The 23,816-nt window shown below is 57.7% G+C and carries 15 protein-coding genes, 2 tRNA genes and 4 pseudogenes; 9 read left to right on the top strand and 12 right to left on the bottom strand.

Translation table 11 applies throughout. The features are described from left to right. Positions 1-9 precede the first annotated feature (9 nt). Both B4967_RS17245 and B4967_RS17240 read left to right on the top strand, forming a co-directional pair. Positions 10-4,831, top strand: a pseudogene (locus B4967_RS17245) (NAD-glutamate dehydrogenase). A gap of 154 nt (positions 4,832-4,985) precedes the next feature. Further along, positions 4,986-6,002: a quinone-dependent dihydroorotate dehydrogenase gene (locus B4967_RS17240; protein ID WP_083026577.1), complete on the top strand. Its 1,017-nt coding sequence runs from the start codon at positions 4,986-4,988 to the stop codon at positions 6,000-6,002. Positions 6,003-6,084: 82 nt separating this feature from the next. Here B4967_RS17240 and rmf read toward each other — a convergent pair whose 3' ends face one another. After that, complete coding sequence (gene rmf / locus B4967_RS17235) at positions 6,085-6,294, bottom strand: ribosome modulation factor (protein WP_009722578.1); 210 nt, start codon at positions 6,292-6,294, stop codon at positions 6,085-6,087. 390 nt (positions 6,295-6,684) lie between these two features. On the opposite strand from rmf, the gene rlmKL reads away from it, so the two are divergent. Continuing rightward, the gene (gene rlmKL / locus B4967_RS17230) at positions 6,685-8,790 is read left to right on the top strand and encodes a bifunctional 23S rRNA (guanine(2069)-N(7))-methyltransferase RlmK/23S rRNA (guanine(2445)-N(2))-methyltransferase RlmL (RefSeq protein ID WP_422821865.1); all 2,106 of its coding nucleotides are present in this window, start codon (positions 6,685-6,687) and stop codon (positions 8,788-8,790) included. A 138-nt stretch (positions 8,791-8,928) separates the two neighbouring features. Then, complete coding sequence (locus B4967_RS17225; protein ID WP_083026575.1) at positions 8,929-9,264, top strand: glutaredoxin family protein; 336 nt, start codon at positions 8,929-8,931, stop codon at positions 9,262-9,264. 33 nt (positions 9,265-9,297) lie between these two features. On the opposite strand, the gene B4967_RS17220 is transcribed toward B4967_RS17225, so the two are convergent. Further along, a complete protein-coding gene (locus tag B4967_RS17220) occupies positions 9,298-9,579 on the bottom strand; it encodes a hypothetical protein (protein WP_083026573.1) in 282 nt (93 codons plus the stop codon). Positions 9,580-9,663: 84 nt separating this feature from the next. Here B4967_RS17220 and pdxB point away from each other — a divergent pair, with 84 nt between their 5' ends. Then, on the top strand, positions 9,664-10,809 hold the full coding sequence (gene pdxB / locus B4967_RS17215; protein WP_083026572.1) for a 4-phosphoerythronate dehydrogenase PdxB: 1,146 nt from the start codon (positions 9,664-9,666) through the stop codon (positions 10,807-10,809). A 76-nt stretch (positions 10,810-10,885) separates the two neighbouring features. Here pdxB and htpX read toward each other — a convergent pair. The 8 genes and pseudogenes from htpX to B4967_RS17175 form a co-directional block, all read right to left on the bottom strand. Continuing rightward, positions 10,886-11,790 (bottom strand): annotated as a pseudogene (htpX, locus tag B4967_RS17210) (protease HtpX). A gap of 114 nt (positions 11,791-11,904) precedes the next feature. After that, positions 11,905-13,152, bottom strand: coding sequence for a pyridoxal phosphate-dependent aminotransferase (locus B4967_RS17205; RefSeq protein ID WP_083026570.1), 1,248 nt, complete (start codon positions 13,150-13,152; stop codon positions 11,905-11,907). A 55-nt stretch (positions 13,153-13,207) separates the two neighbouring features. Continuing rightward, entirely contained in the window at positions 13,208-14,161 is a 954-nt protein-coding gene (gene ylqF / locus B4967_RS17200; RefSeq protein WP_083026569.1) for a ribosome biogenesis GTPase YlqF, read from the bottom strand. 93 nt (positions 14,162-14,254) lie between these two features. Continuing rightward, a complete protein-coding gene (gene msrB, locus B4967_RS17195; RefSeq protein ID WP_083026567.1) occupies positions 14,255-14,653 on the bottom strand; it encodes a peptide-methionine (R)-S-oxide reductase MsrB in 399 nt (132 codons plus the stop codon). Positions 14,654-14,762: 109 nt separating this feature from the next. Then, positions 14,763-16,280, bottom strand: coding sequence for a gamma-glutamyltransferase family protein (locus B4967_RS17190; RefSeq protein WP_279384734.1), 1,518 nt, complete (start codon positions 16,278-16,280; stop codon positions 14,763-14,765). Positions 16,281-16,414: 134 nt separating this feature from the next. Continuing rightward, a pseudogene (locus B4967_RS17185) lies at positions 16,415-17,741 on the bottom strand (TRAP transporter large permease). 3 nt (positions 17,742-17,744) lie between these two features. Next, positions 17,745-18,254 (bottom strand): TRAP transporter small permease subunit, encoded by a 510-nt coding sequence (locus tag B4967_RS17180; protein WP_083026565.1) that lies wholly within the window; start codon positions 18,252-18,254, stop codon positions 17,745-17,747. A gap of 1 nt (position 18,255) precedes the next feature. Next, positions 18,256-19,359: a TRAP transporter substrate-binding protein gene (locus B4967_RS17175; RefSeq protein WP_083026562.1), complete on the bottom strand. Its 1,104-nt coding sequence runs from the start codon at positions 19,357-19,359 to the stop codon at positions 18,256-18,258. A gap of 363 nt (positions 19,360-19,722) precedes the next feature. Here B4967_RS17175 and B4967_RS17170 point away from each other — a divergent pair. Both B4967_RS17170 and B4967_RS17165 read left to right on the top strand, forming a co-directional pair. Beyond that, positions 19,723-19,798, top strand: a tRNA-Glu gene (locus B4967_RS17170). Positions 19,799-19,833: 35 nt separating this feature from the next. After that, positions 19,834-19,909: transfer RNA gene (locus B4967_RS17165), tRNA-Gly, on the top strand. Between the two features lie 177 nt (positions 19,910-20,086). Here B4967_RS17165 and B4967_RS17965 read toward each other — a convergent pair. Together B4967_RS17965 and B4967_RS17960 are read right to left on the bottom strand one after the other, a co-directional pair. Further along, complete coding sequence (locus B4967_RS17965) at positions 20,087-20,662, bottom strand: methyl-accepting chemotaxis protein (protein WP_243470681.1); 576 nt, start codon at positions 20,660-20,662, stop codon at positions 20,087-20,089. 59 nt (positions 20,663-20,721) lie between these two features. Next, positions 20,722-21,765: a cache domain-containing protein gene (locus tag B4967_RS17960; protein ID WP_139794534.1), complete on the bottom strand. Its 1,044-nt coding sequence runs from the start codon at positions 21,763-21,765 to the stop codon at positions 20,722-20,724. Positions 21,766-22,042: 277 nt separating this feature from the next. Between B4967_RS17960 and B4967_RS17155 the strand changes: the two are divergent. Next, a pseudogene (locus B4967_RS17155) lies at positions 22,043-23,004 on the top strand (ABC transporter ATP-binding protein). After that, positions 23,001-23,774: an ABC transporter permease gene (locus tag B4967_RS17150; RefSeq protein WP_083026560.1), complete on the top strand. Its 774-nt coding sequence runs from the start codon at positions 23,001-23,003 to the stop codon at positions 23,772-23,774. Before B4967_RS17155 ends, B4967_RS17150 begins: the two are co-directional and overlap by 4 nt. Positions 23,775-23,816: the final 42 nt, after the last annotated feature.

The following is a 23,816-nucleotide window of genomic DNA, read 5'->3' as shown; positions in this document are numbered from 1 at the left end:
AGGTGATGGATGCATTACGTTGCGATTGAAGAGAGTCGGCGGGATCTTTTAAAGCAGCTACAAGAGCGATTGGAAGCGCGACTGGAGCCAGCAAGGGCGGCCGCCATCGAAGCCTTTGCGCGCCACTTTTACGCCACGGTACCAGTGGAAGACCTAGTAGACCGTCGGCTGGACGACCTTTACGGCGCGACGCTCTCCATCTGGCAGTTTTTACAGCACCATGACCCGCAAAGCCCCAAAGTGCGTATTTTTAGCCCGGACTTTGAAGAGCATGGCTGGCAGTCGACCCACACCTTTGTGGCGGTGCTCCATGAAGATATGCCGTTTTTGGTCGACTCCGTAGCATTGAACTCAACCGTCGCGGCCTAACGGTACACGCCATTCAAAACGCTGTGTTCGCCGTGGCGCGTGATAGCCAGCATCAATTGAAGGCGCTGACCTCTCCCAAAGATGAGAACGCACCGGACGCCCGTGAATCGCTGATTGTGATCGAAGTAGATCGCCACACCGACGCCGAGTCCCTGGCGAAAATTGAGCGCAATCTGCATGAAGTGCTGCGCGATGTGCGCACCGCCGTGGGCGATTTTGATGCCATGTGCGGTCAGATTACTTCCGCCATTCAAGAGCTGGAAAAGAACTGCCCACCGCAAATTGACCCGGATGACCACGAAGAAGCCATTGCCTTCCTAGAGTGGCTGTTGAAGGATAACTTCACCTTCCTAGGCTACGACGAGTACCTACTGGACGGTAACGAGCTGCAGCGCGATCCTAACAGCGTGCTGGGTGTATTCCGCCTAGATCAGCCGCGCTACCGTGAGCGTATCCGTACCGAAGAGGGCATCGACGAGCACGACCACTACGTGCTGGTGCCGCAACTGCTCTCGTTCGCCAAAAGCGCGCACCACTCCCGCGTGCATCGCCCCACTTATCCAGACTACATCACCGTCGACCGCTACGACGATGACGGCAATGTGATCGGCGAGCGTCGTTTCTTTGGCTTGTTCACCGCCACGGTATACAACGAGTCGCCGCGCAATATTCCGCTGCTGCGCCGCAAGCTCAAGGCCGTGATGGATATTGCTGGCTTCAACCCCCAGGGCCACAACGGCAAGCAGCTGCTGCAGGTATTGGAAGTCTACCCCCGCGATGACCTGTTCCAGATCAGCACGGAATCCCTGGCCAGCACCGCGTTGGGTATTCTCAATATTCGTGAACGCCGTCAGGTGCGCCTGTTCATCCGCGCGGATGTCAGCGGTAAGTTCTACTCCTGCTTAGTGTTTGTACCACGGGATGTATTCTCCACCGACCTGCGCCAGCGCATTCAGGGCATGCTGTGTGATGAGTTGGATGCCCACTTTGGCGACTTCAATACTTACTTGTCTGAGTCGGTGCTGGCGCGTATCCAGCTCATTCTACGTTTCAACGGCGATGCCCCCAGCCAGTACGACCTGAAGCGTCTGGAGAGCAAAGTCGCCCGCTTGGCGCGCAGCTGGCGCGACGAGCTGCAGGCAGCCATGGTCGAAGGTTTTGGCGAAGAGCGTGCTAACCACCTGATCGATCAGTTCCACGATGCGTTCTCCGCTAGTTACCGGGAAGACTTCAATGCCCGCACGGCGGTATTTGACGTTCACCACCTGTTAACCTTGGATAGTGGCGATGACCTGTCGCTATCGCTCTACCGCCCGCTGGAAGAGCAGGCAGGCGGCATGAACCTGAAACTGTTCCACCGCGAATCGCAAATTCCGCTCTCTGATGTGTTGCCGATGATGGAAAATCTCGGCCTGCGCGTGATTGGCGAGCGCCCCTACGATATCAATGCGCCGCAGCAGCGCTATTGGATTCACGACTTTGAGCTGGAACATAGCCGCGAAGGCGTCAACCTGAGCGAAATGCGCGACACCTTCAGTGAAGCGTTCAAGCGCATTTGGGCAGGCGAGGCCGATAATGACGCCTTTAACCGCCTGATTATCGGTGCTGGCCTGGACTGGCGTGAAGTGGCTATGCTGCGCGGCTATGCCCGCTACCTGAAGCAGATCCGCTTCGGCATGTCCCAGGACTACATCGCCGCAACGCTGGCCAACTATCCGGCCATCACCCAAACCCTGGTAGAGCTGTTCCGCTTACGTTTCGACCCGGCCCAACAGCCCAGTAACCTAGACGACTGCTTAGCACGCCTTAACGAGCACCTGGAAGGCGTTGCCAGCCTCAATGACGACCAGCTGCTGCGCCGCTTTATGGAGCTGATCCAAGCGACCCTGCGCACCAATTATTACCAGAAAACTGACGATGGCCGCTTTAAGGATTACATCTCCTACAAGCTTGAACCGTCGAAAGTAACGGGTATGCCCAAACCGCGCCCGGCGTTTGAAATCTTTGTCTGCTCGCCGCGTGTCGAAGGCGTTCACCTGCGCGGTGGCAAAGTGGCGCGTGGCGGCCTGCGCTGGTCGGACCGTCTTGAAGATTTCCGTACCGAAGTGCTGGGGCTGGTTAAAGCGCAGCAGGTGAAAAACGCGGTCATCGTGCCCGTTGGTGCGAAAGGCGGCTTTGTGTGCAAACGCATGCCGGAAAACGCCGACCGCGAAACCCAGCAGAAAGAAGGCATCGCGTGCTACCAAATCTTCATTCGCGCGCGGCTGGATGTCACCGATAATCTCGTGGGTGGCGAGGTGGTACCGCCGCAAAACGTGGTGCGTCACGATGAAGATGACACCTACTTAGTGGTTGCCGCAGATAAAGGCACCGCGACCTTCTCCGATATCGCCAACGCGATTTCCGTGGAGTATGGCCACTGGCTGGGCGACGCTTTTGCCTCAGGTGGCGCAAACGGCTACGACCATAAGAAGATGGCGATTACGGCCCGCGGCGCATGGGAATCTGTGAAGCGTCACTTCAAAAATCTGGACGTGAATACCCAAGAAGACCTGTTCACCGTGGTAGGTGTGGGCGATATGGCGGGTGACGTGTTCGGCAACGGCATGCTGCTCTCTGACAAGATCCAGCTGGTCGGTGCGTTTAACCACCTGCACATCTTTGTCGACCCGAACCCCGATGCCGCGGCGGCCTTTGCCGAGCGTAAGCGCTTGTTTGATCTGCCGCGTTCCAGCTGGGAAGACTACAGCGCCGAGCTGATTTCCCAGGGCGGCGGTGTCTTTAACCGTAGCGCCAAATCGATCACCATCACGCCGGAAATGCAGCAGGTGTTTGGTATCGAAGAGCCCCGCCTGTCTCCTAACGATCTGATTCGCGCCATGCTCAAGGCGAAGGTGGATCTGATTTGAACGGCGGTATCGGCACTTATGTGAAAAGCTCTGAAGAGACCGATGCGGACGTGGGCGATAAAGCCAACGACGCGCTGCGCATCAACGGTAAAGAGCTAAACTGCCGAGTGGTCGGCGAGGGCGGTAACCTGGGCCTGACCCAGCGTGGCCGGATGGAAGCCGCCGCCAACGGCGTGCGCGTCTACACCGACTTTATCGACAATGCGGGCGGCGTGAACTGCTCGGACCACGAGGTCAATATCAAAATCTTGATCGATGAAGTGGTCAAGCGTGGCGATATGACCGACAAGCAGCGTAACCAGCTGCTGGCCGACATGACCGAAGAAGTTGCCGACCTGGTGATTCTAGATAACTACCGCCAGACCCAGGCGCTTGATCTGTCGGAAATTCTTTCCCACCAGGGCATGGGGCCGTACCGTCGCTTTATCAGCGGGCTGGAGTCCGCTGGCCAAATCGACCGCGAGCTTGAATTCCTGCCTGCCGATGACGTACTCAAAGAGCGTGCCAGCAGCAATCAGGGAATGCATCTGCCGGAGCTGTCGGTACTGATCTCCTACGCTAAGAGTCCCCTGAAAGGCGACTTGATCAACTCCGACGTGCCGGACGATCTGTATATTCACCGTCACTTGGAGCGCCTGTTCCCCGCCGTACTCACCGAGCGCTATCAGACCGAGATGTACGACCACCGCCTGAAGCGTGAGATTGTTGCCACCCAGGTGGCCAACGACCTTGTCGATCATATGGGGATCGTGTTTGTACGCCGCTTGATGGATTCCACCGGTGCTGGCCGTGCGGATATCGCCCGCGCCTACGTCGTCGCCCGGGATGCCTTCAATCTGCCCGCGCTGTGGGCGCAGATTGAAGCGTTGGATAACCAGGTGTCCAGCCGCGTGCAGTACTACATGATGCTGGACCTGATGCGCATGATCCGCCGCGCAACGCGCTGGTTCCTGCGCCAGCATTTGGGTCTCTCGACCCAGGACACCATCGAGTACTTTGGCCCGCGTTTGGCGCAGTTACAAGAGAGTATTGGCGAGCTGCTCAGCGGTGAAGAGCAGGCCGCGTGGCGCAAGCGCTGTGACGAGCTGCAAGCCGCTGGCGTGCCCGAAGCCCTGGCCGCCACCGTGGCGGCCGCACCCAGCCTTTACGCTGGCCTGGGGATCATTCAAGCGGCACGGATCACCAACGAGAAGCCCCAGAGGGTGGCCGAGGTGTTCTACGAAATCGGCAGCCGCCTAGAGCTACCCTGGATGATCCGGCAGGTCACGCATCTGGAAGTACGCGACTCCTGGCAGGCCCAGGCGCGGGAAACCTTCCGCGATGATATCGACCGCCAGCAGCTGGCGCTGACGACAAGCGTCTTGAAGCTGGAGGCGGGCAGTCGCGATACCCAGGAGCGCGTGGCCCAGTGGTTGGAGCAGCACGCTGAACTACACCGCCGCTGGTGCCGCTTGATCGACGAAGTGCGTGGCGGAAGCGAAGGCGGGTTCGCGCTGTTTGCCGTCGCGGTTCGCGAGCTGGTGGATTTAGCGGAGAGCGATAGCGAAGCATAAGCCCTTACGGGTTCTATGAGAAAAGCTACGTTCTAACGAAAAGCCGCGCCCTGGGAGACCAAGACGCGGCTTTTTTCATTCTGCGAAGAGGGGGCGATGTGCGTTATACTGCGCCCGCCCCGCACTTCGCCCACCGCTCAGGAGAGTCTTGCCGATGTATCCAATTGCCCGCTCGCTGCTGTTCCGCCTGGACCCCGAAACCACCCATGGCATGGCGTTGAACGCGCTTGACGCGCTGCACAAGGTGGGCGGCATTAAGCGTGTGTATGGCGAGCCGGTGAGTGATCCTGTCGAACTCATGGGGCTGCGCTTTCCTAACCGGGTCGGGCTGGCCGCCGGGCTGGACAAAAACGCCGACCACCTTGATGCGCTGGGAGAGCTGGGGTTTGGCTTTGTGGAAGTGGGCACCGTGACCCCTAAAGCACAGCCGGGTAATCCTAAGCCGCGTCTATTTCGCCTAGCCGGGCATGAAGCGATCATTAACCGCTTTGGGTTCAACAACAAAGGGGTAGAGCATCTTGTTGCCCAGGTTAAAAAGCGTCACTACAACGGTATTGTGGGCATTAATATCGGCAAGAACCTGAGTACCTCTGTAGAACACGCCCTGGACGATTACCTGGCCTGCCTCAACGCGGTACACGGCGCGGCGGACTATATTGCGGTGAATATCTCCTCGCCTAACACGCCAGGGCTACGCACGCTGCAGTTCGGCGAGCAGCTTGATGCGCTGTTAGGGCCTATTCGGCAAAAAAGCCGTGAGCTGGATACCCAGACCGGTCGTAAGGTGCCGCTACTGGTGAAAATCGCGCCGGATATGAGCGAAGAAGAGGTGGCGCTTGTGGCAGGCAGTATTGCCCGTAATGAGCTGGATGGCGTAATCGCCACCAATACCACCGTTTCTCGGGAAGCGGTAAAAGATGATCCGCAGGCCCAAGAAGCGGGCGGGCTTTCCGGTAAGCCGGTATTTGAGGCCTCCAATACGGTGATTCGTCTGTTGCGCGCTCATCTTCCCACGCTGCCGATTATTGGGGTAGGCGGTATTGATAGTGGTGAAGCGGCCAAGGCGAAAATTGCCGCCGGTGCGGACTTGGTGCAGCTCTATTCGGGCTTGATTTACCAAGGGCCTGCGCTGGTGAAGCAGTGTGCACAGGCGCTTAAGCAGAGCGCTTGAAGCGGCTGGCGGTGTGGCAATAAAAAGCCCGCCTGGCAGCGGGCTCCGTTCTCCAAATGTTTGGGTAAAAAAGGTAAATAAACTAGGTCATGACCATGGGGTTTTTATGGATACCGGAAACGCCGGTCATCCCATCCCACTGGTCGCCGCGACCTTCACGCCAACCGCTCATCCAATACTCGCGTAAATTGACATCTTGACTGGGGCAATCATCACGGGAGCGACCCGTAATACCAGCTTTGTAGCCGTGAACATAAGCCCGTTGGAAGCGATCACGTTTTTGTCGTTTCATTGGCTAACCTCTTTGCATGAAAGCCTTTGATAAGAAGCAGGGCGTAAGGCGACATGGTATAAGCATGCCTGTTAGGGCGCGCCTCACCAAAATGGCCAACTCTACTTCGAGAGGTGACTTCAAGTTCAAGAGTGAGTTGCTGCCTCTGCGCTAATGCCTAGCACTCACGTGCTGAACGGGCGAAGCGGCAAACTCAAACAAGCCATGGGTCGTTACCGGTGTTATGAAACATGCACAATAATGACCCAGACAAGCAACGCATGCGTTTTTAGTAGCTACCCTCTTATTGTTAGACCATGATGGGGTCACTTGTCGACCATCAAATTGTCATAATACGTAAACTCATTTGCCATATATAGGAATAACGCGCGGTTACGCGCGGCGATCACCATGACCGAGCTGAGCCAAACTGCCCCCCTAAACCTCCTGGCGACCTGCCCTAAAGGCATTGAAGGCCTGCTAGCGGACGAACTGACAGCCCTGGGCGCCGCGCCGGGTAAAACCACCGTGGCAGGGGTCTATTTTTCTGCCGACCAAGCCACTGCCTATCGGGTATGTTTGTGGTCTCGCTTAGCGAACCGCGTGATTTTGCTATTGGCGCGTGAAGCGATGATAGAGACCGCAGAGCAGGTGCGCGATGTGGTTGCACGCATCTCCTGGAGCCAGCACCTTGCCACCGGCAAGACCCTGGCCGTGGATTTTCATGGCCGCAGCGACCACATTCGCCACACGCGGTTTGGCGCACAAACGGTGAAAGATGGCGTGGTGGATGCGCTGCAGCTGGCCGGTCAAGAACGGCCCAATGTCGATACTAAAACCCCCGACCTGCGTATTTACGCCCACCTGCACCGGGCCAACCTGAGCCTAGGGATTGATCTCTCTGGCGAGAGCCTGCACCGCCGTGGCTACCGCCGCGATGTGGGCCACGCGCCGCTTAAAGAGAACCTAGCGGCAGCGCTGCTGGTGCGGGCCGGCTGGCCAGAGCGGGCTAAAGCGGGCGAGCCACTGATTGACCCTCTATGCGGTGCGGGTACGCTGCTGATTGAGGCGGCGCTGATGGCGGCTGACCAAGCCCCTAACCTGAACCGCGAGCGGTTTGGCTTTCACGGCTGGGCAGGCCATCAAGACGCGGTGTGGAGTGAATTAAAACGCGAAGCTGAAGCACGCGCCTCGATTGGCCGCAAACGCTGCAAAACGGAACTGATGGGCTTTGATCAAAGCCCGGCAGCGCTGACCGCCGCGAAATCTAACGCCATGCGGGCGGGCATTCCTGCGCTGATAACGCTCCACGGCCAGAGCCTTGCTCAACTGACCCGGCCAGAGACCCTGACCGCCGAGCAGGGGCTATTGATCACCAATCCGCCCTACGGCGAACGCTTGGGCGAGCTGCCTGAGCTGGTGCAGCTTTACGCCCAGCTCGGTGAAAAAGCTAAGGCGCTGTTCCCCGGTTGGACGCTGGCGATGTTTACCGGCAATCCGGATCTTGGCCACCGCTTAGGCCTGCGTGCCCATAAACAGTACGCGCTAAAAAACGGCGCGCTGGATGCCAAACTGCTGTTAATGGAGATTGGCAGCGTCCGCCCTGCGCCTCAGGAGAGCGGTGAGCCGTCAGAAGCGGGCGTGGCGCCCCAGGCAAGCAGCACTGCAAAACCGGCGGTGTCGGAAAATGCGCAGATGTTTGCCAATCGTCTAGCGAAAAACCAGAAACGCCTGAAAAAGTGGCTGAAGCAGAGCGGTGAGACCTGCTACCGCATTTACGATGCCGATATGCCGGAATACGCGCTGGCGGTGGATCGTTACGGCGACCGCGTGCATGTGCAGGAGTACGCCGCGCCCAGCTCTATTAACCCGGCGCAGGCGCAAAAACGGCTGTTCGATGCCCTGGAAGTGCTGCCCGAGGCACTGGGTGTCGACCCCAGCAAGATTTACGTCAAGCGCCGCGAGCGGCAAACCGGCGCTGCCCAGTACCAAAAGCGCGATGCCAGCGGAGAGCGTTTTGAAGTGCAGGAGGGCAGCGCACGGTTATGGGTCAACTTGCGCGATTACTTGGATACCGGCCTGTTTCTGGATCACCGTCCGGTACGCCGGATGCTCGGCGAGATGGCCAGCGGCAAGCGCTTTCTCAACTGGTTCTGCTATACCGCGACGGCCACTGTGCAAGCCGCGCTGGGCGGGGCGAGCGACAGCGTTAGCGTGGATATGTCCAACACCTACTTGGAGTGGGCGCGGGACAACTTTGCGCTCAACAAGCTCGACCCTAGGCTGCACCGTGTGGTGCGGGATGACTGCTTCCGCTGGCTGGAAGCCGCCAACGCGCAGTTTGATCTGATCTTTATGGAGCCGCCGACCTTCTCGAACTCGAAAAAGATGCGCGACACGCTGGATGTGCAGCGCGACCATCCGCGCTTAGTGGAACTGGCCATGGCACGCCTAGCCCCCGGCGGTACGCTGGTGTTCTCCAACAATCAGCGGCGCTTAAGCTGGATGAAGCGCTGAGCGAGCGCTACGCGGTAGAGGAGATCACCACGCGCACCTTCGACCCGGATTTCCAGCGGCGCACCAATCTGCACCACGTGTTTTTGCTGCGCCACTCTTCGTGAGCCACTCCTCCGGAGCCGATAAAGAGCAAGGGCGATGATTGAACTATCGATTTACACGACGCTGGGGTGCCATTTGTGCGCCCAGCTAGAGGCGCTGGTGGCCACACTGGCTAATCAAGAGGTGAGGTTGCACCACATCGAAATCAGCGACGACGACGCGCTGGTGGAGCAATACGGCACGCGGATTCCGGTACTGGTGGATGCCAACGGGGTTGAGCTGGATCGCGGCTTCGATGTGGAGCGTTTAAGCCACTGGTTGAACGAGCGGGGCTGGTTGGATGAGGCGGCACGTGCCGCGCTGACCACGCCGCCGGAAAAAGCGTCCCCTGTGGGGGTGCATCAGCGCAATGGGCGGCGCTTCTTAGGTTAACGAAACGGGCGAATCCGGCTAACAGGTGATGCGTCAGAGTGCGTCTAATAGCGACAGCTGGCGCATCGCTTCCTGGCCTTCCGGTGTGTGGTCGGCGGCTTCCAGCACCTTGCGGAATCCGCGGGAGGATTGAATCGTTGTTTCATCCTCCAACCACATCTGTGCTTGCTCCAGGCTATCCGCCAGCTGGTGGTTCAGCCCGCCAAACTGGGTGCCGATTTGCCCCCAGGCGCGGCTGAAAATCCAGTCGCCGAACATATCCTGGTGAATATGCACCAACACATAGTCATGGTCGGTTTCCCAGCGTACGATCACACCCATCTCCTTAACAACTTCTTGATCATGCCTGCACAGCAAGCCATTGCGGGCGTATTGTAAAGCCCGGATACCAAAACGCCTATGAAACTTGTTATCGACGCTAATATCCCCGCCGCCGACGCCTGTTTTGGGGGCGTGGGTACGTTGCACCGCCTGCCGGGCCGCGAGATCCGAGCGACTGACCTGCAAAACGCCGATGCGCTGATCGTGCGCTCTATCACCCAGGTGAATCGCGCACTGCTGGCGAACAGCCCGGTACGTTTTGTGGGCACCTGCACCATTGGCACTGACCATATTGATCTCGATTATCTCAAAGAGCGCAATATTGGCTTTGCCAGCGCGCCGGGGTGCAATGCGGAGGCGGTGGTCGATTATGTGCTCAGTAGCCTGCTGACGGTGAGCGAGCGAGAAGGCTGGCCGCTGCTGGAGCGAACCGTGGGTATTGTTGGGGCAGGCAATGTGGGTAGCCGTTTGCAGCGTCGCTTAAAGGCGCTCGGTGTGGCGGTGCGGGTGTGTGACCCCCCCAGGGCGGAACAAGAGGGCGCAAGTGGGTTTGTATCACTCGATACGCTGATTGATGAGTGCGACGTGATTTGCCTGCACACCCCGCTGGTGAAGGCTGGCCCTCACGCCACCTATCAACTGCTGAATGCTCAGCGCATCAACGAGCTGGCCCCTGGCACGCTGCTGTTAAACGCCGGGGGAGGCGACTGTATTGATGGCCTAGCGCTGCGCAGCCGTTTGGCGGGGAAGGGCGATATCACCGCCGTGTTAGACGTTTGGGAAGACGAGCCGGGCATTGATGCGGGGCTGCGTGATCTGGTTGCTTTAGCAACGCCGCATATTGCCGGACATAGTCTGGATGGTAAGCTGCGCGGCACCTGGATGATTCAACAGGCGTTGGCAGCGCAGTTAAACCAGCCCAGCGGTATGCCGTTTAGCGAGCTTTGCCCGTCACCAGCCCTGGCCACGCTAACGTTGCAGAGCGCATTGCCGGTGGAAGAGGCACTTCGGCTGTGTGTGCGGGCCGTGTATGACGTGCGCCGTGACCACGATGCGTTGCAGCGTCAGGTGATGCTCCAGGGGATTGCCAAGGGCTTTGATAGCTGCCGCGCCAACTACCCGCTGCGCCGCGAGTTCGCCACGCTGACCGTTTACCTGGAGAACGATGCGGTGTCATTGCAGCCATCGCTTCAGGCAGCAGGCTTTCAGGTGCGCTGCGGCTAACCCACCTTATGGGCTTGCCGAAACGCACAAGGCCCGAATTGGCGGGCCTTGGCGTATTTTATTGAGCGCTCACAGCTTACTGACGGTACGCGGCTTCTTTTAGGGCGCGAATACGCTCATCCAGCGGCGGGTGGCTGGCGAACAACTGCTCCACCAGTGAGCGGGTCTGGCCTTTGGTGATGGCCATCGCACGCAGGGTGCCGGCATTTGGTCGGGCATCTCGGTTTCAGCCTTCAGGCGTGCCAGGGCGTTGACCATCGCACCGGTGCCTGCCAAGCGGGCACCCGCTTCATCAGCCCGGTACTCGCGGTAGCGGGAGAACCAAGCCACAATCGCGGAAGCGACGATGCCAAACACAATTTCTGCCACCATCACCACCGCAAAATAGCCTATAAAGCCCAGGCCACCTTCGCCGTCGCTGCGGCTTTTCAGGAAGCTATCGACCAAGTGGGCGACAACGCGGGCAAAGAACATAACAAAGGTGTTCACTACGCCCTGAATCAGCGCCAACGTCACCATGTCACCGTTAGCCACGTGGCCAATTTCGTGCGCCAGCACCGCGCGAACTTCTTCAGGACGCATGCGGTTGAGCAAGCCCGCCGATACCGCTACCAGGGCATCGTTTTTATTCCAGCCGGTGGCAAAAGCGTTGGACTGCTGGGCGGGGAAGATGCCTACTTCCGGAGTTTTAATGCCCGCTTCCCGAGACAGCTCGGCCACGGTATCCACTAGCCACTGCTCGGTGGAGTTCGACGGGTTTTCGATAATCACCGTGCCGGTTGAGCGCTTCGCCATCCATTTAGAGATAAACAGCGATACCAGCGAGCCCGCCATGCCAAACACAAAGCAGAAGATCAGCAGGCTGGTGAAGTTAATACCCTGGCTGTTGAGATAGCTCTCAACGCCAAACAGCCGCAGCGTAATGCTGGCGACCAGCAACACCGCTAAGTTAGTGGCTAAAAACAGCACGATTCGCATCATGGATGAAGATCTCCCTCAAGGTCATAACAAGTGTTAATGGAATGATGGCTTAGATACGTGCATTTCATGTCAGTTTCAAGTCGCTGGTTGAGTGTCGATAGCTGCTGCCGATAACTACTGGCGATAGCGAGACAAGAAATTGGCAAAGCGGTCAAGCGCGTCACCGAGCTGGTCGGCCCAGGGCAGCGTGACAATGCGCACGTGATCGGGTTCTGGCCAGTTAAAGGCGGTGCCCTGTACCAGCAGAATTTTTTCCTGCAGGAGCAAGTCCAGCACCAACTGCTGGTCATCTTTAATATTGAACACTTTGGGGTCTAAACGCGGGAACGCGTAGAGCGCGCCTTTGGGCGTTACACAGGAGACCCCAGGAATTGCGTTGAGCTTCTCAACGGTAATGTCGCGCTGGGCCAGCAAACGCCCGCCCGGCAGAATTAAATCGTTGATCGACTGATAACCGCCTAGCGCCGTTTGAATGGCGTGCTGGGCAGGAACGTTGGCGCATAGTCGCATCGAGGCCAGCATGGTCAGGCCCTGAATAAAGTCCTTCGCCCGCTGTTTCGCTAGAGTGCCGGCAATCGTCATCCAGCCAGAGCGAAAGCCCGCGCAGCGGTAGCTTTTAGACAGCCCGTTCATGGTGATCACCAGTTGGTCATCGTCGGCCAGCGCGCCGGTAGCGGTGTGTTCAACCCCGTCGTAGAGAATCTTGTCGTCTATCTCATCGGAGAACACCACTAGATTGTGCTCTTGGGCGATATCCAGCACTTCCCGCACCACTTCCGGTGGGTAGACCGCACCGGTGGGGTTATTGGGGTTGATGATCACAATGGCGCGGGTACGGCTGGTGAATTTGGCACGAATATCGGCCATATCCGGTGCCCAGTCGGCCTGCTCGTCGCACAGGTAGTGCACGCCATGGCCGCCGGAAAGGTGGGCGGCTGCGGTCCAGAGCGGGTAATCCGGCGCGGGGATCAGCACTTCGTCGCCGTCGTTTAACAGCGCCTGCATGGCCATGACGATCAGCTCGGAAACGCCGTTACCAATATAGATATCTTCGATACCCACCCCAGGAATCTGCTTACGCTGGCACTCCTGCATAATCGCCTTACGGGCGGAGTAGAGGCCTTTGGAATCACAGGAGCCCTGTGCGGTGGGCAGATTGCGCATCACATCCTGCAGAATCTCTTCCGGCGCTTCGAAGCCAAACGGGGCCGGGTTGCCAATGTTGAGCTTCAAGATTCGCTGGCCTTTCTCTTCCAGGCGCTTGGCGTGGTCGAGTACCGGGCCGCGAATGTCGTAGCAAACGTTGTGCAGTTTGTGTGATTTTTTCAGCGTGTGTGATTCTCTAGGCTGCGGGGTGTCCATGGGGTGCGTTATCCAAAAGTGTCCAGTGCCGTGGAAGTGTTTGACGTGTGGCTCATTATGCGTCGGATGAGGCCGGGCTGTCTTGGTCGTTTTGCGCTGGCGGCGGTGGAATATCTGCCGGGGTTTCCAGCGTGACGCGGCCAAGCTTGCCATCGCGTAACTCATGCAGCAGTACTTCCGCGCCGCGGTGCAGGTCTACTTCGCCGCCAGGGCGCAGGCCGCCGCGTTTTCCGGCGATCTCTTTGAGAATGGCGTGGCCGTCAAACCCGGCAATAGTAAGGAAATCAGGCTTCTTCGGGCCGTCGGCGTCGACTTCCTCCACCACGGGGGCTTCGTAGGTGGGCAGTTCTTTCAGCTTGTAGCGGGCGGTTAGCTCGGCAGGGTAGCGTTTGGCGAGCTCCGCGCTGGCCACAATAGCCACATCGGTATACTCAATGGCGGTATCGCGAATCGCGCCGCTGGCCGCCAAGCGGTAGGCGCTGGCTTGGTCTTCGATTTTGGGCCAGAGCACTCCAGGGGTGTCGATCAGCGCTACTCGGCCATCAATGCGCACTTTTTGCTGGCGCTTGGTCACCGCAGGCTCGTTGCCGGTTTTGGCAATTTTGCGCCCGGCCAGGCCGTTAATCAGCGTCGATTTCCCTACGTTGGGAATGCCCATCACCATTACGCGCACGTCGCGGTCGGCGCGCACCGCCCCTGCCAGCTCGTGGCAAAGCTTAGGAATCTTCTTAAGCTCGCGGGTATTGGTGGTGGTAATCGCCAGGGCGCGAGTGTCTTCCTGGGCGTCAAAAAAGGCCACCCACTCGTCGGTACGGGCGGGGTCTGCCAAGTCGGCGCGGGAAAGAATTTTCAGCACCGGCTTATGGCGGGTCAGCTCGGCCAGCATGGGATTTGCGCTGGAGTAGGGCAGGCGCGCATCGAGCACCTCGATCACCACATCAATTTCCGGCAGCGCGTCCTTGATCTGGCGGCGGGCCTTGTTCATATGTCCGGGGAACCAGCCGAGCATGGGTTTCTCCTACAAGCGCAAAAATACAAGCATAAAAAAGCGGGCGACCATTCTAGCAGATGGTGCCCGCCTTGCCGTGCTTCCTTTCAGGGGTTACTCGTCAGGGTGAAACTCTAACGAGACCGAGTTGATGCAGTAGCGCAAGCCGGTGGTGTCTGGCGGTCCATCGGGAAATACGTGGCCTAGGTGGGCATCGCAGTGGGAACACACCACTTCGGTACGAATCATGCCGTGGGTGGTGTCGCGGTTCTCTTCTACGCTGCGGGCACCTAACGGGCGGTCAAAGCTTGGCCAACCGCAGCCCGCATCGAATTTGTGCTCGTTTTCAAATAGCGGCGCGTGGCAGCAAACACAGTGATAGATACCTTGGGCATCGCTCACTTGGTAGTCACCGGTAAACGGCCGTTCGGTGCCTTTCTCCCGTGCAACCCGGTACTGCTCTGGGGTGAGCTGCTTGCGCCATTCGTCGGGGGATTTTTCTATTTTCGCCATGGGGGTCTCCTCTCCCTCTGGTTACCGTTAACCAGAGGCTTACTTGGCAGACTAGCCTATCACCGTTAGGCCGTCTTATGGCTAATGACAATAGGCTGCCTGCCCAAGTTCAGCATGTGCGGAAGTGGAAAAATCCGCCAGTGGGCTTTATAACGCTCGCAGCACCGCCGTTGCTGCGAGGGTCGTGAGCGCTCTCAATCAGCCCGTCTGGGTGGCGCACAATGCCGCCTGCGTGGCCCATGGTGTCGCTGAAGGCCTCGGGCAGTACTTCTACGTCGTGGCCTGCGGTGGCAAGTGCGCTCACTAAGCGGTCATCAAAGCGCTCTTCTAACTTCAGGTTGGTGCTGGACTCTCCCCAGGTGCGGCCTAATAGCCAGCGCGGTGCGGTGACTGCCTGCTGCAGCGGCATGCCGTGTAGCGCGTAGCGGGAGAACACCGCTGCCTGGGTTTGTGGCTGGCCTTCGCCGCCCATGGTGCCGTACACCATGGTGCGACCATCGTTAAACAGCGCCAGCGCCGGGTTAAGCGTATGGAAGGGTTTGCGACCAGGGGCTAAGCCGCGTAAATCGTCTGGGTTGAGAGAAAAGCTAATGCCGCGGTTTTGCCACAGCACGCCGCTTTCAGGCAGCACCACGCCGCTACCAAACTCCCAGTAGATGCTCTGAATAAAGCTCACCGAGCGGCCTTCGCTGTCGATAGTGCCCATCCAAATAGTATCGCCGGGCGCGGGTTCATAGGGCCAAGGCAGCGCCTGGGCAGGGTTAATTTCGGCGGCTTCTGCACCAATGCGCTCTTCGCTGAGCAGTTCTTGCAGCGGCGTGGGCACTCGGTGTGGGTCGGTGACGTAGCGGTCGCGCAGCATAAAGGCGCGTTTGGTGGCTTCAATTAACCCGTGCAGGTGGTCAAAGCCGTTGGGCTCGGCGGCTTTAATGCGCTCGTAAATGCCCAAAATCATCAGCGACGCCATGCCTTGCGTCGGTGCGGGCAGGTTATACAGCGTAGCGTCATTGAGTTGTACGTGCAGCGGTGTGACTTGCTGAGCGCGGTAAGCGTGAAAATCGTCTAGGCGCAGCGGGCTGCCTAGAGCCTCTAAATCCTTCGCCATGCTGGCGGCAAGCTCGCCACGGTAGAAATCATCCAGCCCGGCACTGGCCAAGCGCTTTAACGTATTGGCCAAGCGCGGCTGGCGCAGGCGCTCGCCTTCACGGGGAACTTGGCCGTTAAGCAGCAGCGCATCGCTAAAGCCGGGGCTTTGGCTCAGGCGTTCCAGGTGTTTGGCGGTGAGCGTTTCCTGGCTTTGAGAAACAGCAATGCCCTCATCGCAATGGCGAATGGCATCGGCCAGCAGCGTGGGCAGCGGCAGTGCTTTACCCCAGCCTGCCGCTACGTTGAGCGCTTCCTGCCAGCCGCTAGTAGTGCCCGCCATGGTAAGCGCGGCTTTTGGCCCACGTTCAGGGATCTGCGACTCGCCTGCGTAAAAATCACGGTTGGCGAGTTGGGCGGCAGGGCCGCAGGCGTCGATGGCCACTGGTGCTTTGCCTGGCTCGTGAATCAGCCAAAAGCCATCGCCCCCCAAGGCATTCATATGCGGGTTGACCACGGCGATGGCCGCCGCCGCGGCGACCATGGCTTCGACGGCATTGCCGCCTTGCTTTAATACATCCGACCGGGGCTCGCGGCAAGGTGGTGCGGCGCGACACAGCTGCCGCCGTAACTACGTTGGGTATGGAGCATTGAAAAGTCCTTTGTTATTGGTTGTGGTTACCAGCCAATGGCGTTAGGCAGCCACGTGGCAATGCTTGGAAAGATAAACACCAGCGCCACGGCTAAAAACTGTAGCCCGATAAACGGCAGCGCCCCTTTGTAGATATCTAGGGTGGAGACTTCTTTAGGCGCCACGCCTTTCAAGAAAAACAGCGACCAGCCAAACGGTGGAGTAAGAAACGACGTTTGTAGCACCAGCCCCACCAAAATGCCCAGCCACACCATATCCACGCCCATCTGCCCGAAGAAGGGTAAAAAGAGCGGCAGGGCGATATAGCTAATCTCAATCCAGTCCAGGAAAAAGCCAAGTACAAACATCAGCAGCAGCATGAACAGCAGGGCGCTGACTTCTCCACCGGGCACCCACTCAAACATCCGTGCGACCAAGTGCTCGCCGCCCAAGCCCCGGAACGCGAGGCCGAACACCTGAGCGCTGATCAAAATAAAGAACACCATGGCGGAGATCACCAAGGTGGCTTTGGCCACTTCGCTCAACAGCGATACGGTTAAGCGTCCCGAGCAGGCAACAAACACAAGCGCCCCCAGCGCGCCCATTGCGGCGGCTTCGGTTGGGGCGGCAATCCCGCCAATGATGGAACCCAAGACCGCGAATACTAGCCCTACCGGGGGGCCGACCACGGGGACCGATTTATACAGCAGCCGTTTCTTGCTGAGCTGGGCCCGCTCTTCAGCGGGAATGGGCGGCATCATGCCAGGGTAGAGTTGGGCTACCACTAAAATTGCCACGATGCAGATGCCTGCCAGCGCCAAGCCAGGCACCATCGCGGCGGCAAACATAGTACCAACAGATTCGCCGAGGATTTCTGCTAAGAGAATCAGTACCAAACTAGGAGGGATAATTTGCCCCAGCGTACCTGATGCGCAGATCATGCCGGTGGCCAAGGTTTTGGGATAGCCGCGGCGCAGCAAGGTAGGCAGGGTGAGCAGGCCAAGTGTGACGATGGTGGCACCCACGACACCGGTGGCCGCTCCTAACAGTACACCCAACGAAAATAATCGCCACGCCCATACCGCCGGAAATCCCGCCGAACAGGTGGCCAATCACATCGATTAACTCTTCGGCCAGTTTCGACTTCTCTAGCATGACCCCCATAAATACGAATAGCGGTATCGCCATAAAGGTGTAGTTCGTCACTACCCCATAAATGCGTGACGGCAACAGGTTGAACAGCATTGGGCCAAAGCCCAAATAGCCAAACACAAAGGCGGTGACGGCAATACTGATGGCCACCGGTATACCAATGATCAGCAGCACAAAAAAGGCGGCGATCATACCGATCGCGAGCCACTCATTAGGAGACATGCGTTATTCACCTCGGCTTGGAAGGGCAAACCCTTGGCGCAGCGCGTGGGCCAAGCCCTGCATTGCCAATAAGAGAAAGCCAAAGGGGATCAGGGCTTTGAGCACCCAGCGAAGCGGAAGGCCGCCAGGGTTGGGGGAAGCTTCGTTACGTAGGTAGGACTGTTCCACCCAGGGCAGCGTGAGCCAAGCGATATACAGCCCCATGGCGAGCAGCAGCAGGCCACCAATCACTTCAATTACCCGCTGTAGCGCCACTGGGAAGCGCTCATAAAACACATCGACCCGCACCTGTTCGCCCATAAACAGCAGATACGACATACCAAACAGAGCAATGGGGGAGATTAAGTGCCACTGCAGCTCTTGAAGCCATACGGCACCAATGCTGAAAAAGTAGCGCATCACCACATCGCCTGCGACCAGGGCCACTAGTACCACGCAGGTCCAAGCGGCGATCCAGCCAAACAGCCGGACCACCGCCTCGATCCCGTGGACAACACGTTCCACGGCTTGCATATCACACCCCGATAATGTCGTTTAACCAAGCACGTTCGCTGGCGCCTGCCCAGCGGTCATGGTTGGCCTTAAAGGCCATGTAGCTATCGTGTACTTTGCGCACCAGTGGATCGGCGTTGGCTTCTGTGGCCAGTGTGTCCATGGTGGCTTCGCGCAGGGCGCTCACTACGGGTTCCGGCAGCATGCTGGCGGTCACGCCGTGGTTATCAACAAGGTCGGTCATTGCTTCGCCGTTCACCGCTTCTGACCACGTCACGCTTTCCAGACAGGCTGCCATACAGGCGCTCTTCACGATCATCTTCAGGTCATCAGGCAGTTCGTCCCAGTGCTGCTTGGAAATCAGCAGCTCGCCGGTGGTGGAAGGTTCGTGCCAGCCGGTGGTGTGGTAGAACTTGGCCGCATTTTGCAGCCCCATGCGGCGGTCCTGGTAAGGGCCAACGAATTCAGCGGCGTCAATCACGCCACGCTCCAGCGCTGGGAAAATTTCACCGCCGGGCAGTACACGGGCATCGACCCCCAGCGCTGAGTACACCTTGCCTGCCAGGCCGGGTACGCGCATGCGCAGGCCGTTCAATTGGCCGATGTCTTCAATCGGCTCGCGGAACCAGCCGGTCATCTGCACGCCGGTGTTGTTGAGCGGCAGAGCGATCATGCCGTAGGGCGCGTAGACCTCTTCCCATAGCTCCAAGCCGCCGCCGTGGTACAGCCAGGCCATGTGGCCCATAAAACTCATACCGAAGGGCACGGTGGTGAAGTACTGGGCAGCGAACGTAGTGCCCGACCAGAAGTAGCTGTTGGCCGCGTTCATTTGAATCGTGCCGCTTTGCACCGCCTCGAACCCTTCCAATGCAGGAATCAGTTCACCCGCAGAAAAGTGCTGAATGTTTAAACGCCCGCCAGACATGGCGTTAATTTTGGCAATCACATCGGTGGGGCTGCCGGGGCCTTCTACATAGAAAGGTGAGCCGGGGCTGTAGGCGTTGGTCATGCGCCAGTTAAACCGTTTGTAAGACTGGGCTTTCGCAATAGAGGGTGCGCCCAGCACCAAGCCAGCGGTGGAGGTGAGCGCAGCGGTGGTGAGGAATTTGCGACGGGTAAAGGACATAAGGCACCTCAAGCAGTCAGGAGTAAACGAGGGTTAGCAAATAAGACACGTCGTTTGTTCACTAACGAAGTTGCAAGGGGCGTGCCAAAAAATCGATTTTATTCAAAATGAAAGATTTTTAGCGGTTTGTCGTTACTTTAGAGAGGGGATTACCTAACCGCAGCTGACATTGGAAAAAGCCGATGCACCGCAATGATGCGAGATAGAGGTGAAAAAAGCAGCGCCCGGCACTATGATTGCGCACGCAAGGCGCGCGATGATAAATCCTCAAATCGTCATCCAATCAACGTTTTGATATCAGAGTGCTTGACAGCTAGATGAGGTCTGGGTAACATACGCGCCACCTCGACGAGGCAATGAAACGTCCCATTCGTCTAGTGGTCTAGGACACCGCCCTTTCACGGCGGTAACAAGGGTTCGAACCCCTTATGGGACGCCACTCACTTTATAAAACATCGCTGTATTGTTTGCGTTGCGGGGAATAGCTCAGTGGTAGAGCATCGCCTTGCCAAGGCGAGGGTCGAGAGTTCGAATCTCTTTTCCCGCTCCATGCAAACCTCTTTTCTGAAGTCTGAAATCCTTATTGCCTGATCCCTAATTTAGTTATTGCTATCCACCGCTTATCAATAGCGGCGTTTTTGCGTGCGTGCCGTTTGGGCGGCGCTAATGATAGCGCCCAGGCGTAAGGCCTGAGCGCTGTAGGGTTAATCCACCAACGTGAAGTGGCCTACCACGCTGTTAAGTGACCGTGAGCACAAGGGTTCGAACCCCTTATGGGACGCCATTCCGATGGTAAGTAGTTTGTAGAGTGATAGCTTGTTACTTGCTTAAGGTTTTGGGCGGCTGTGGCTGTTTGCTGCACCATCGAGGCGTTGTCTTGGGTCGCCTGATCCAACTGGGCGATGGCCACATTAATTTGCTCAATGCCACGGGTTTGCTCGTGGGTGGCGGCGGTGATGTCTGCAAACAGGTCGTTCACCCGTTGGATGCGCTGATCAATATCCTGCATACGCTGCTTGGCGGTATCTACTAACGTGGCGCCGTTGCTCACTTGGGTGTTCGACGCGTTGATCAGCCCTTTGATCTCATGAGCGGCACTGGCCGAGCGGTTGGCTAACTGGCGAACCTCCCCGGCCACCACTGCAAAACCGCGGCCATGTTCCCCAGCGCGAGCCGCTTCAACCGATGCATTAAGGGCCAGGATATTGGTCTGGAAGGCGATGCTATCGATCAGCGTGACGATATCGGTGATTTTGTCTGCTTCCGCAGTGATCTCTTGCATAGAGGCTACCGCATCGCCAATGGCTTTCTGGCCCGCTTGAGACGTTTCCCCTGCGCTGCGTACCAGCTCTTTCGCTTGCTCTACCTATCGGCGGTTTGGCGCACTGTCGCGGTTACTTCTTCCATGCTGGAGGAGGTTTGCTGCAGTGCGGCAGCCTGCTGTTCGGTGCGCGAAGAGAGTTCCTGGTTGCCCTCGGCAATATCCGCTGCGTTGTGGTCAACCGCAGCGCTAGTCGTTTGGATTTCTTGCATGGAATCGCGCAGCTTATCGCGCATGTGGCGAATATCATACAGCAGGCTGTTGGTGTCGTTTTGCTGCAGTATCACGGGGGCTGTTAAATCGCCTTGAGCAATGCGCGATACCACGCTAGCGGCATAGTCGGGTTCGCCGCCTAAACGACGCAGAATCAACGAGACCATGCCCCAGAAGGCTAGCGTAACCAGCGCTCCCGCCAAAATGCCGACCAGGACGCTCTCGATTAGCTGTTTCAGGATGGTGCTGCTCACATCGCCCACAAAAACGCTGCTGGCAACGTAGGCATCCCACGGGGTAAAGGCGGCAGAGTAGGCGCGAACCTGCGGTTGGGCATCACCGCCCCGAGCGAAGTTAGAGAAATACTCGGTAAAGCCGCTGCCCGTTGCCTGGGTATTCTCCAGCATGGTTTGGAATATCAGCGTGCCTTCCGGGTCTTTTACCTGGGAAACATCCTCACCCACTTCCCGTTTAGGGTGGGCAAGTATGTGTAGACTGTCATTAAAAGCGAATAGGTAATTGTCCTCTTCGCCAAAACGCACGTCGCGCAGCGTGTTAAAGGCTTGTCGCTGTGCTTCCTGGTTGGAGAGCTGGCCTTGTTCGGCTAGCTGGTGAAAGTGCTCCAGGGTTGAGATGGCGATATCGACAGCGGTCACCATGCGCTGTTCGCGTTCGGTGTAGAGCAGCGCACGGCTTTGAAACGCGTTGATCGCGATCATAACGGCAAGGATCAGCCACAAGATGGCGATGCCTAGCAGCCGCTGTCGGCGCAGTGGCAAAGCGGCAAGCCCTTTATGAGCATTTCCTGATGAAGATGGCGTTGAGGTATAGGCATTCATGCCTAAAGACGGAGTAATAGTAGTAGTGCTCATTATTGGTGAGTTCTCTTATTAAAAAGGGTGCTTCTTGGGGTGCCGCTAGGAGGAGGGGGAGGAGCGGCGCGCAACTAATACTAAAGTATTAAATAGTGAGTTACCTCAGTAATAGCGTGGCAAAGTGTCACTTAATGTAGTGCGAAATAGAGGGAAATCAGGGGCATGGCGGTAGGTGTTCAAGCGTTATAAGCCGCTAACTTGAAAAAATATATGCATGCCCCGATATCCTCCCTTCTAGCTCTTTTGTGCTCCCACTTGCTGACAGGACATATTCATGGCCGAACCGGCATTGTCGATCCGTGGCCTTACCAAGGTGTATGGCAACGGCTTCCAAGCGTTAAAAGGTATTATTTAGACGTCCAGCAGGGCGATTTTTTTGCGCTGTTGGGCCCCAACGGCGCAGGAAAGTCCACCACCCTTGGCGTCGTTTGCTCGCTGGTACAGAAAACGGCGGGTAAAGTGTCGATTTTTGGAATCGACATTGATAAAGACTTCGCTAAAGCCAAGTACCAGCTGGGCGTGGTGCCGCAGGAGTTTAACTTCAACCAGTTCGAGAAAGTGCTGGATATCGTGCTGGCCCAGGCGGGTTACTACGGCATGAAGCGCAGCGAAGCATTGCCTCGCGCCAGCAACTGCTGACCGATTTAGGGCTGTGGGAAAAGCGCAACGGCAGTGCGCGAATGCTCTCAGGAGGTATGAAGCGCCGCCTAATGATTGCGCGTGCCTTGATGCACCGACCCAAGTTGCTGATTCTCGACGAGCCCACTGCCGGGGTCGATATCGAACTGCGCCGCAGCATGTGGGAGTACATGCGCCGCATTAACCGCGATGAAGGCACCACGATCATTCTGACCACGCACTACCTCGAAGAAGCCGAGAGCCTGTGCCGTAATATCGCCATTATTAATCATGGTGAAATCGTTCGGAACACCAGCGTGCGAGAGCTGCTGGCGGAGCTGGACACCGAAACCTTCCTGCTGGATCTCGCCGAGCCGGTGGAGCAAGTGCCCACCATTGAAGGCTTTGAGCTGCAGCAAATCGAGTCCTCCCAGCTGGCGCTGGTGATTCATCGTGGCCAGCAGTTGAACGATGTGTTCAGTGCGTTAAGCGCGCAGGGCATTCAGGTGGTATCCATGCGTAACCGTGCCAACCGCTTAGAGGAGATGTTCTGTTTCCATGGTAGAGAGCAGTCAGCAGGCCATCGACCAGCGTGAAAAGCAGGAGGCCCGCGCATGAATGCAATGCAAACCCTCGTGGCTTTATGGACGCTAGTACTTAAAGAGATCAAGCGCTTCACCCGAATCTGGCCGCAAACCCTGCTACCGCCGTCCATCACCATGGCCATGTACTTCATCATTTTTGGCAACCTGATTGGGACGCGCATTGGTGATATGGACGGCTTCAGCTACATGGACTTTATCGTGCCAGGGCTGATCATGATGTCGGTGATCACCAACAGCTACTCCAACGTGGCGTCCAGCTTCTTCTCCAACAAGTTTCAGCGCTCCATCGAAGAGATGATGGTGTCACCCATGCCCAATGGCGTGATCCTTTCCGGGTTTATTCTGGGCGGCATGGCGCGGGGTTTGGGCGTCGGGCTGATTGTGACGCTGGTGTCGCTGTTTTTCACTCGCTTAACGGTTGAGCATCCGCTGCTCACGGTGTTGGTGGTGGTGCTCACCTCGCCGCTATTCTCCATTGGCGGCTTTATCAACGCCCTGTTGGCGAACAAGTTTGACGATATCTCCATCGTGCCGACGTTTATTCTGACGCCGCTGACCTACTTGGGCGGTGTGTTCTACTCGATTTCGATGCTGCCGGATTTCTGGCAGGGCGTCTCGATGCTCAACCCGATTCTGTATATGGTGAACGTCTTCCGCTACGGCTTTTTGGGCGTCTCTGATATTCCGGTAGTCTGGGCATTAGCGGCTATTTTCGCCTTTATTGTTGTCCTGTTTATGGTCGCGCTGACCATGCTAGAGCGCGGTAAGGGCATTCGCAGCTAATTCACGGCCTGACTGCAATGCCCTTATTGAACTAGCACGACT

Source organism: Vreelandella lionensis (assembly GCF_002087295.1).
Lineage (GTDB): Bacteria > Pseudomonadota > Gammaproteobacteria > Pseudomonadales > Halomonadaceae > Vreelandella > Vreelandella lionensis.
Note: the sequence above shows the minus strand (reverse complement) of the source record. Positions and strands in the feature narration are given on the sequence as shown.

Coding starts and splice junctions, on each gene's coding strand:
- B4967_RS17150 (WP_083026560.1), top strand. CDS start 23,001: ATGAATGCAATGCAAACCCTCGTGGCTTTATGGACGCTAGTACTTAAA.
- rmf (WP_009722578.1), bottom strand. CDS start 6,294: ATGAAACGACAAAAACGTGATCGCTTCCAACGGGCTTATGTTCACGGC.
- rlmKL (WP_422821865.1), top strand. CDS start 6,685: ATGACCGAGCTGAGCCAAACTGCCCCCCTAAACCTCCTGGCGACCTGC.
- B4967_RS17190 (WP_279384734.1), bottom strand. CDS start 16,280: ATGGTCGCCGCGGCGGCGGCCATCGCCGTGGTCAACCCGCATATGAAT.
- pdxB (WP_083026572.1), top strand. CDS start 9,664: ATGAAACTTGTTATCGACGCTAATATCCCCGCCGCCGACGCCTGTTTT.
- B4967_RS17225 (WP_083026575.1), top strand. CDS start 8,929: ATGATTGAACTATCGATTTACACGACGCTGGGGTGCCATTTGTGCGCC.
- B4967_RS17205 (WP_083026570.1), bottom strand. CDS start 13,152: ATGGACACCCCGCAGCCTAGAGAATCACACACGCTGAAAAAATCACAC.
- B4967_RS17175 (WP_083026562.1), bottom strand. CDS start 19,359: ATGTCCTTTACCCGTCGCAAATTCCTCACCACCGCTGCGCTCACCTCC.
- B4967_RS17180 (WP_083026565.1), bottom strand. CDS start 18,254: ATGCAAGCCGTGGAACGTGTTGTCCACGGGATCGAGGCGGTGGTCCGG.
- B4967_RS17960 (WP_139794534.1), bottom strand. CDS start 21,765: ATGAGCACTACTACTATTACTCCGTCTTTAGGCATGAATGCCTATACC.
- ylqF (WP_083026569.1), bottom strand. CDS start 14,161: ATGCTCGGCTGGTTCCCCGGACATATGAACAAGGCCCGCCGCCAGATC.
- msrB (WP_083026567.1), bottom strand. CDS start 14,653: ATGGCGAAAATAGAAAAATCCCCCGACGAATGGCGCAAGCAGCTCACC.
- B4967_RS17240 (WP_083026577.1), top strand. CDS start 4,986: ATGTATCCAATTGCCCGCTCGCTGCTGTTCCGCCTGGACCCCGAAACC.